Origin of the sequence: Pseudonocardia sp., assembly GCF_025965585.1 — a bacterium.
In the GTDB taxonomy this organism is placed as follows: Bacteria; Actinomycetota; Actinomycetes; order Mycobacteriales; family Pseudonocardiaceae; genus Pseudonocardia.
In genome coordinates this window covers 1-8,259 of record NZ_JAOPWR010000322.1, presented here as the reverse complement: position 1 = coordinate 8,259, position 8,259 = coordinate 1, and the positions used below count along the sequence as shown (strand labels likewise).

Here is an 8,259-nt window from a genome sequence, read left to right as displayed (position 1 = left end):
CGGCGCCGAGTAGTTCGGCGCGTTCGACCAGGTCGTCGCCGGTGTGCTCGCGTAGCCACGCCGCGACCCCCTGCCACGGGTCCGCGGGGAGCTCCGCTTGGACGAGGGCACCGAGCAGCAGCGGGTCGTCGGGGCGGGCGCAGGACACGGCCGCCCAGCCGTCGGCGGTGGGCAGCAGCCGGCAGCTCCCGCCCGCCGACACCCGCCCGGCGCGTCGGTGACGGGTGAACGCCGCGCGTTCGGACAGCAGCCGCGGGCCGTCGACGCGCAACCGGCCGTGGGTGATCTCGGTGAGCAGGCGGGCCAGTTCTGCGGCGCCGGTGGCGGCCCGGCCGGGCGGCACGAGCGGGGGCCCGGCGGCGTGGCCGGTCAGAGCGACGACGCCGCTGCGCGCCCAGTCGGCGACCGGATCCACCGGTCCGGAGCCCGCGGAACGGCTCGGCGTCGAGCCGTCCGGCACGACGGCGCCCGCCGGGGAGCCGGTCCGCTCAGAACCGTTCGGCCCGGCCCCGTTCACGCCGGTGACGATACGCTGACCGGGCCATGACGACCGACCAGCACACATCGGCCACGGCCCGTTCCGGCCGGTCACCGCGGTGGGTGGACCCTGCCGGCCTGGCTGCCGGTGCGGATCCCGGTCCGGCGTTGGACGGGAGCGGGCATCCCGCCGCGCCGCTGCTGGTCGTCCGCCTGGACGGACCCGTTCCGCCGCCGGAGGTGGTCGCGGCCGCCGCGGAGGCGGTCGCGGGCGGCGACGCGATCGTGGTCGGGGTCGCGATGACGTCCGCGCCCGCGCCGGCGCTGCGGGAGCTGACCGAGGCCCTCGACCTGACCCTGGCGCCCGCGGCGGACGGCCGCGAGGTGGCGCCCGTCGCGGACCCGCTCACCGCCCTCGACGACCTGCAGGCCGCGGTCGCGACGAACCCGCAGGCCGCGACCGTGCTGGCGGCGGTGCTGCGCACCACCGCCGGACTGGAGGTTCCCGACGCACTCGATGTCGAGTCGTTCGCCTACTCCACGCTGCTGGGCGGCCCGGAGTTCGCCGCCTGGCTCGCCCGCCGCGGCGAGCGCCCGCTCCCGCCCCCGGCCCCGGCGGATCCCGTGCTCGTGGCGCGTGACGGCGACACGCTGCACCTGACGCTCAACCGGCCCGAGCGGCGCAACGCCTACGGCCGCGAGGTCCGCGACGCGCTCGTCGCCGCCTTGCAGATCGCCGTCCTCGACACCGGTGTCGACCGTGTGGTGATCGACGGCGCCGGGCGGTCGTTCTGCTCCGGTGGCGATCTCGACGAGTTCGGCACCACGCCCGACCTGGTCACCGCCCACCTGGTGCGGACCCGGGCCGGTGCGGGCCGCCCGCTGCATCATCTCGCCGACCGGGTGGAGGTGCGCCTGCACGGCGCCTGCGTGGGTGCGGGGATCGAGCTGCCCGCCTTCGCCGGACGCGTCGTCGCCGCCCCGGGCACGACGTTCCGGCTGCCCGAGGTCGGCATGGGCCTCATCCCGGGCGCGGGCGGCACGGTGAGCATCCCGCGCCGGATCGGCCGGTGGCGGACCCTCCACCTCGCTCTCGGCGGGGCGACTCTCGACGCGGACACCGCGGCGTCGTGGGGGCTCATCGACGAGGTGGCGCCGGACCAGGAGTCCGGCACTGCGTAGACGTGCAGCTCGGAAGCGCAGCGTCACCCTGTATTCACCGAGACCGCGCCGGCTGCGCGCAGCCGGGGCAGGACCTCACGGGCGAGGGTGGTCATCACCCGGGGGCGCTGCGCCGGCTCGCAGGCGAGTTGGAGGAGGATCCGGTCCGCGCCGGCGTCGCCGAACTCCCGGAGCCTCACCGCTACCTCGTCCGGGGTGCCGAGGACGAGGTAACGGTCGGCCAGCCGGGTGAAGTCCTGGGCGTAGGTCTCGCTGACCTTCGCGATGCCCGTCGTCCGGGCCCATTCGCCGTCCTCGTCCGTGCAGGTCCAGACGAACACCGCTCCGGAGACGGCATCGGCGGGGCGGCCCGCGTCGGTGGCGGCGACGCGGACCTCGGTCAGCGTCCGGTCGAGCGTCGCCGGTTCCACCATGTAGGGCATCCAGACGTCGGCGAGGCGCCCCGCCCGCCGGATCGCGCCGCTGCCGCGTCCCCCGAGCCAGATCGGCGGTCCGCCGGCCTGGACGGGGCCGGGTTGCAGCGCCACGTCGTTCAGGGTGGTGAACTCGCCGTGGAACGTGATCCGTTCGCCGGTGAAGAGCTGCCGCATCACTCGGATGCCCTCGTCGAGGCGCCGGAACCTCGTGGCCGGGTCGACTCCCGCCGCCTCGAACTCCGCCGGGTACTCGCCGCCCGCGCCGACGCCGATCTCGAAGCGGCCGCCGGAGATCTGGTCGAGCGACGCGGCGAGCTTGGCGGCCAGCGGCGCCGGGTAGAGCGGGAGCAGGGTGATCGAGCTGACCAGCCGGATCGCGCTGGTCGCGCCGGCCGCGGCCGCGAGCTGGACGAACGCGTTGGGCGTCGGTCCGTGGAAGAAGAGGTGCTCGCCGCAGCCGAGGTAGTCGAAGCCGAGCTCCTCCGCGGTCCTCGCGTCGCGGACGGCGGTCTCGACGGCGTCCAGGGTCAGGCCGATCTGCATGCTCGAACGCTACCCATGCACCTCGGTCATGCCCTCGCCGCGCTGGTTCCGGTGGACCTCCCGACCCGTGACGAGGTAGCCGGGGCATCGTGGGTGATTGGTCCGAGCGCGGATTCCGGAGCGGCCTCCGGCCGCGGCTCAGCCGGCGGGGGCGACCTCCACCGGCGGCGCGGTCTGGGCCGAGGTCTCGTAGAGGTCCCGGCGGAACCGCTCGCGGATCGTGGCGACGGCGACGAAGGTGATCACCGCGGTGCCGACGATGTAGAGCGAGACCGACCAGGAGCTACCGGTCGCGGCGAGCAGCGCCGCCATGATGAACGGGGCGAGCCCCCCGGCGAACACCGAGGCGAACTGGTAGCCGAGCGACGCTCCGGAGTACCGCACGTCGGCGGGGAACATCTCCGCGTAGAGCGTCGCCTGTGGCCCGTACATCGTGGCGTGGATGGTGAACGCGATCAGCAGTGCGAGGAACACCAGCGGCACCGAACCGGTGTCGATCAGCCAGAACATCGGGAAGGCGAAGACGGCCATCAGCACGGTGCCGATGAGGTAGAGCTTCTTGCGCGACCCCATCCGGTCGGTCAGCGCGCCGAAGAACGGCATGCTCGCGACCTCGGTGAGCCCGGCGATCATCACGCACCACAGGATCGAGCTGCGGGACATGCCGACCGTCGTGGTCGCGTAGTCGAGCATGCCGCTGATGAGGATGTAGAAGGTCGCGTTGACGACGAAGAACGCGCCCGCGGCCTGCAGGATCTGCCGCCAGTAGCGGCGGACGGCCTCCGCCAGCGGCGCCTTGCGCAGGCCGGCGCTGTGCTTGGACTCACTCGACTGCCGCTGCAGCTCACGGAACACCGGGGTGTCCTCGACCTTGAGCTGCACGTAGCTGCCGATCAGCACGAGGATCAGGCCCGACAGGAACGGGACGCGCCAGCCCCAGCTGGTGAACTGGTCGTCGGTCAGGGTCGAGGTCAGGACCAGGAAGAACAGGTTGCCCGCGACCGCGCCGAAGACCGCGCCGGTCTGCACCAGGCTGCCGTAGAAGCCGCGCCGTTCGACCGGGGCGTGCTCGGTGAGCAGCAGCGCCGCACCGCCCCACTGGGCGCCGACGCCGAGGCCCTGGATCAACCGGGTGGTCACCAGCAGGATCGGGGCCCATACGCCGATCGTGGCGTAGCCGGGCAGGATCCCGATGGCGAAGGTCGCCAAGCCCATGATCAGCATCGCTGCGACCAGCGGGGGCTTGCGTCCGAACCGGTCGCCCACGTGCCCGGCGATGATCCCACCCAGGGGCCGGGCGACGAAGCCGACCGCGAACGTCGCGAAGGCGGCCAGGGTGCCGGCCACCGGGCTGGCCGCGGGGAAGAACTGGTGGCCGAGGACGAGAGCCGCGGCTGTCGCGTAGATCAGGAAGTCGAACCACTCGAGCGTCGTGGCGAAGACCGCCGCGGCAGCGAGCCGTCCCATCTTCTTCGGGGGAACGTGCTGGTCCATCGAGTCCACCTCCAGACCGCATCAGTGCGGCCGTGCAGTGCCTTCAGCGATAGCCGTCGCGGCACGGGTACGAACGATCGTTCATAACGCTAGCGGCAGCCGTCCGCAGCGAGCAAGGGTCAGATGTGGGCGTCGTCGCTGTTCGGCGCGTCAGCTCATTGCGGGAGGGGGCTCTCGAGGAGCGCCAGGGCGTAGCGGGCGTGCTGTTCGGCCAGCTGACCGCGGCTGAGGCGTCCGTCCGGGCGGTACCACGACGCGATGGCGCCGACCGTGCTCAGGATGGCGCGGGCGGCGTCGGCGGCATAGGGCGTGCGGAAGGTCCCGTCCGCGGCGCCCTGGGCGACGATGTGTTCGAAAGTCGCCTGGGTGGCGTCGCGGTCGGTCACCAGTGCTGCCCGGTCCTCGGGATCGAGGTAGCGCACCTCGTTGGTGGCCACCAGGGTCGCGACCGGATGGTCGACCACGAAGCCGACGTAGGCGCGCACGGCCTCACGCATCCGCGACGGCGCGTCGTCGCCGGCGTCGCGAACCGCTCCGGCCACGCGGGCCTGCAGCTCGGCGTTGGCGTGTCGGAGCGCCTCGGCCAGGAGCTTCGACTTCGACGGGAAGTAGTTGTAGAGGTTCGACAGGCTGGTGGCCGCGCCCTTCGCGACGTCGCGCATCGATGCGCCGTTGAAGCCCTTGGTGCCGAAGGCCTCGAGCGCTGCATTGAGGATGGCCGCCTCGTTCCGGCGGCCGGTATCGGCGACGAGGGTCGTCGAACGGGCGTTCATCTTCGTCAGCCTAGACCACTCGGATCGCCCGGCTGTGCCCCTTGACAGGGCGGTTCGGGACTGATTTCTTGAGTCGAACAAGAACGTTCGTTCGTGTCGCGGACCGTGTCCGTCGCGCCGAGCGGGCGTCGTGCCCGGTTCCCCGTCGGAGAGGACGGTCGATGACCAGCAGCAGCGGCGCCGAGACGCTCGTGGAGCCGTCGGCTCCGCGCCGGCGGGAGCCCCACCCCTACTTCGAGGACTTCGAGGTCGGCCAGGTCTTCACCGGGCCGTCCCGGACGTTCTCGGCCGAGGTCGTCGCCGCGTTCGCGGAGGTCAGCGGGGACCGTGCCGCCCTGCACTCCGAGCACGGCCACACCTCCGACGGCCGCCCGCTCGTCCACGGCCCGCTCGGCCTGGCCGGGTTCTTCGGCTGGCACCACGATCTCGGGTTGTCGGCCCACGTCGAGGCCGCCTTCGACACGCACTGGGACTTCGTCGCCCCGATCTACGTCGGCGACTCCGTGACCTACGAGATGACCGTGACCCGTTGCCGGCGCACCTCGGCGCTCAGCAGCGGTGTGCTCGGACGTCATGTCGTCGTCCGCAACCAGGACGGCATCCTGGTACAGCAGGGCCGCACCTCTGCGCTGGTGAGCGCGCGCTCCGCCGTCGACGACACCGAGGCCCGGATCGGGAGGGCCTTCCCCACCACCGGCTGGGCCCGCCGGCTCATGGCGCAGCTCAACGAGTCGGCGTCGTTCGCGACCGAGACCGGCACCTGGGACGGCACGATCGGGCTGCGATTCGGCGACGATGCGGTCCTGTTCCGCGTCTATCGGGGCCGCGTGCTGGAGTGCGGCACCCGGACCCCGGACGGTCCGACGTTCGTGGTCGAAGCGCCCGACGTCACCTGGACGAGGCTGATCACCGGCCCCGTCAACGACTTCACCAGGCGCACCATGAAGGACGAGTTCTCGGTGAGCGGCAGTGCCTACGAGTATCTGAGGATGACCGGCGCGATCGTCACGCTCGTCGACGAAGCGCGTGCCCTCGCAGGCACGACCAGTGAGAAGGGCAGTGACCGATGAAGGCCGACTACCTCGACGTGGCGGGCACCCGCTCGTTCGTCCTCGAGGAGGGCGAGGGGCAGCCGGTGCTCTGCCTGCACACCGCCGGGCAGAACGGCGTCCAGTGGCGTGACGTCCAGTCCGAGCTCGCCGCCCTCGGCTACCGCGTCGTCGTCCCGGACCTTCCCGGGCACGGGAAGTCGGAGCCGGCACCGAACGGCCCGGTCCGCGATCTCGGCGTGTACGCGGAGTGGTGCGAGGCGCTGATCGACCAGCTGGAGCTGGAGCGGCCGTTCGTCGTCGGCTGCTCCATCGGCGGGGCCATCACCCTGCGGCTCGCGGTCCGCCGCGGTGACCGTCTGGCCGGCGCGGTCGCCATGGCCGCCCACGGCGGCAGTGACCCGGGAGTGCTGACGGTGCGAGGTCTGGAGCGCGAGCTCGTCGACTCCGCCGCGCCGAGCCGCTCCGACCGGACCTACTTCGGCACCCTCGCCGTGGTCGGCGCCCGCGTGCCGGCGGAGCGCGCGGAGACGATTGCGCGGATGCACCGCCGGGAGGACCCTCAGATCTCCACCAGCGACCTCATCGGCTGGGCCACCCACGACGTGCTCGGCGCGTTGCCGGGGGTCGCCTGCCCGACCCATCTCGTGGTCGGCGGCGACGACCTCTGGCTGGACCCGGGCGACGTCCGCAGGGCCGCCGACCTGATCCCCGACTCGCGGTACACCCTGCTCGACGGCATCGGGCACTACCCGATGGAGGAGCTCGACGGGTTCGCCGAGACCCTGCACGGCTGGCTCCAGGACCTCGGGGACCGCACGCGGCGGAACGCGGCATGAGCGCGCCTGCACGGCCGACGCTCGCCGACCTCCTGGCCGAGACCGTCGCCGCCGACCCGACCTCCACCGCCGCCATCGACACCCGGCCCGAGCCCCGCCGGGTGACCCGCGCCGAGCTGTGGCGGCGCACCGTCGCACTGCGCGACGATCTGCGCGGTCGCGGCGTCACCGAGGGGGACTGCGTCGGCGTCTGGCTGCCCAACTGGTCGGACTCGCTGGTCTGGCAGTTCGCCGCCACTGCCCTCGGCGCCCATGTCATCGGCATCAACACCCGCTACGGCATCGCCGACGTCGCCCACGTCCTGGACAACGCGCAGCCGAAGGTCGTCGCCGTCGCGCACGACTTCCTCGGGCTCGACCTGGCACCCAGGTTGCACGCCGCGGTGGACGAGTCGGTCGCGCCCGCGCCGTCCGTGGCGGTCGTGACCGGTCCGGGTCGCGAGCCCGCGACGGGCGAAGCGGCGTACGACGTCGGCGCCGGGGCGTGGGTTCCGACCCCGTTCCCGACCGGCGGGCACCTCGACCTCGACGCCCTGCGCGGTGCCCCTGACACCGTCGCGGTCGCGTTCACGACCTCCGGTTCGACGGGCAGGCCCAAGCTCGCCGCACACCTCGGCAGCGCGGTCGCGTCCCACGCCCGGAACACCGCTGCCGCCGGAGGCTGGGACGAGTCGTCGGTCAGCCTCGTCGTGCTCCCGTTGTCCGGGGTGTTCGGCTACGTGCCCGCGGTCACGGCGATCGCGGCCGGCGGTGCGGCGCTGCTGGAGCCGAGCTTCGACCCGGAGCTGGTGGTGCGCCACATGGCCGAGTTCGCCGTGACGCACCTCGCGAGCGCCGACGACATCAGCGGGCGCCTCATGGCTGCCTGGCGCGATCACCCCGCGGACCTCGAGGCGTGGCGGCGCATGCTGATCGCCGACTTCTACGGCAACTCCCTCCAGGTCTCCGCGTGGGCCGAGAACGAGGTGGGCACCGCGGTGTTCGGCGTCTACGGCTCCAGCGAGCTGTTCGCCCTCACCTCGTTCTGGCGCGAGCACGACCCCGCACCGGCCCGCTGGCGGGGTGGCGGGCGACCCGTCTCGGACGAGATCGAGGTCCGCGCCGTCGACCCGGTCACCGGCGAGCCACCCACCGACGGGGAGCCGGGCGAGCTGCAGTTCCGCGGCTACAACGTCGTCGACACCTACCTGGGCGACACCGACGGCGCGATCCGGAGGCGTTCCTTCACCGACGACGGCTGGTTCCGCTCCGGGGACCTCGGCTCGGTGCGGCCGGACGGGTCCTTCGAGTACCTGTGCCGGATGGGCGACTCGCTCCGGCTCAAGGGCTTCCTCGTCGAACCGGCGGAGATCGAGGTCCGACTCGCCGAGCATCCGGCGGTGGCCCGGACGAAGGTCGTCGGCATCACCGTCGACGGCGAGACGCGTGCGGTGGCGTTCGTCGAGCCCGTGCCGGGCGACGACCCCGACCCGGCCGAGCTGCGGGC

Annotated in this window: 7 protein-coding genes and 1 pseudogene; 4 read left to right on the top strand and 4 right to left on the bottom strand. The window is 72.9% G+C overall.

Annotated features, from left to right (window positions below; all coding sequences use genetic code 11):
- A pseudogene (locus tag JWR81_RS19550) lies at positions 1-517 on the bottom strand (hypothetical protein); the annotation flags it as partial.
- 26 nt (positions 518-543) lie between these two features.
- On the opposite strand from JWR81_RS19550, the gene JWR81_RS19545 reads away from it, so the two are divergent.
- Positions 544-1,659 carry an enoyl-CoA hydratase/isomerase family protein gene (locus JWR81_RS19545; protein ID WP_297654646.1) on the top strand — a complete coding sequence of 372 codons (1,116 nt, stop codon included), beginning with the start codon at positions 544-546 and terminating at the stop codon, positions 1,657-1,659.
- A 23-nt stretch (positions 1,660-1,682) separates the two neighbouring features.
- Here JWR81_RS19545 and JWR81_RS19540 read toward each other — a convergent pair whose 3' ends face one another.
- The 3 genes from JWR81_RS19540 to JWR81_RS19530 all read right to left on the bottom strand — a co-directional run bounded on the left by JWR81_RS19540 (position 1,683) and on the right by JWR81_RS19530 (position 4,885).
- Positions 1,683-2,618, bottom strand: coding sequence for an LLM class flavin-dependent oxidoreductase (locus tag JWR81_RS19540; RefSeq protein WP_297654644.1), 936 nt, complete (start codon positions 2,616-2,618; stop codon positions 1,683-1,685).
- Between the two features lie 138 nt (positions 2,619-2,756).
- Complete coding sequence (locus JWR81_RS19535) at positions 2,757-4,112, bottom strand: MFS transporter (protein ID WP_297654641.1); 1,356 nt, start codon at positions 4,110-4,112, stop codon at positions 2,757-2,759.
- 155 nt (positions 4,113-4,267) lie between these two features.
- Entirely contained in the window at positions 4,268-4,885 is a 618-nt protein-coding gene (locus tag JWR81_RS19530) for a TetR/AcrR family transcriptional regulator (protein WP_297654638.1), read from the bottom strand.
- Positions 4,886-5,046: 161 nt separating this feature from the next.
- On the opposite strand from JWR81_RS19530, the gene JWR81_RS19525 reads away from it, so the two are divergent.
- From JWR81_RS19525 to JWR81_RS19515, 3 genes are all read left to right on the top strand, one after another.
- The gene (locus JWR81_RS19525) at positions 5,047-5,955 is read left to right on the top strand and encodes a MaoC/PaaZ C-terminal domain-containing protein (RefSeq protein ID WP_297654634.1); all 909 of its coding nucleotides are present in this window, start codon (positions 5,047-5,049) and stop codon (positions 5,953-5,955) included.
- Positions 5,952-6,773 (top strand): alpha/beta hydrolase, encoded by an 822-nt coding sequence (locus tag JWR81_RS19520; protein ID WP_297654631.1) that lies wholly within the window; start codon positions 5,952-5,954, stop codon positions 6,771-6,773. Before JWR81_RS19525 ends, JWR81_RS19520 begins: the two co-directional genes overlap by 4 nt.
- A partial coding sequence (locus JWR81_RS19515) for an AMP-binding protein (protein ID WP_297654628.1) occupies positions 6,770-8,259 on the top strand: 1,490 nt, incomplete at its 3' end. The genes JWR81_RS19520 and JWR81_RS19515, both read left to right, overlap by 4 nt.

What these genes read in the sequence shown, in the direction of transcription:
- JWR81_RS19525 (WP_297654634.1), top strand. Translation starts at nt 5,047, where the DNA reads ATGACCAGCAGCAGCGGCGCCGAGACGCTCGTGGAGCCGTCGGCTCCG.
- JWR81_RS19540 (WP_297654644.1), bottom strand. Translation starts at nt 2,618, where the DNA reads ATGCAGATCGGCCTGACCCTGGACGCCGTCGAGACCGCCGTCCGCGAC.
- JWR81_RS19535 (WP_297654641.1), bottom strand. Translation starts at nt 4,112, where the DNA reads ATGGACCAGCACGTTCCCCCGAAGAAGATGGGACGGCTCGCTGCCGCG.
- JWR81_RS19530 (WP_297654638.1), bottom strand. Translation starts at nt 4,885, where the DNA reads ATGAACGCCCGTTCGACGACCCTCGTCGCCGATACCGGCCGCCGGAAC.
- JWR81_RS19520 (WP_297654631.1), top strand. Translation starts at nt 5,952, where the DNA reads ATGAAGGCCGACTACCTCGACGTGGCGGGCACCCGCTCGTTCGTCCTC.
- JWR81_RS19545 (WP_297654646.1), top strand. Translation starts at nt 544, where the DNA reads ATGACGACCGACCAGCACACATCGGCCACGGCCCGTTCCGGCCGGTCA.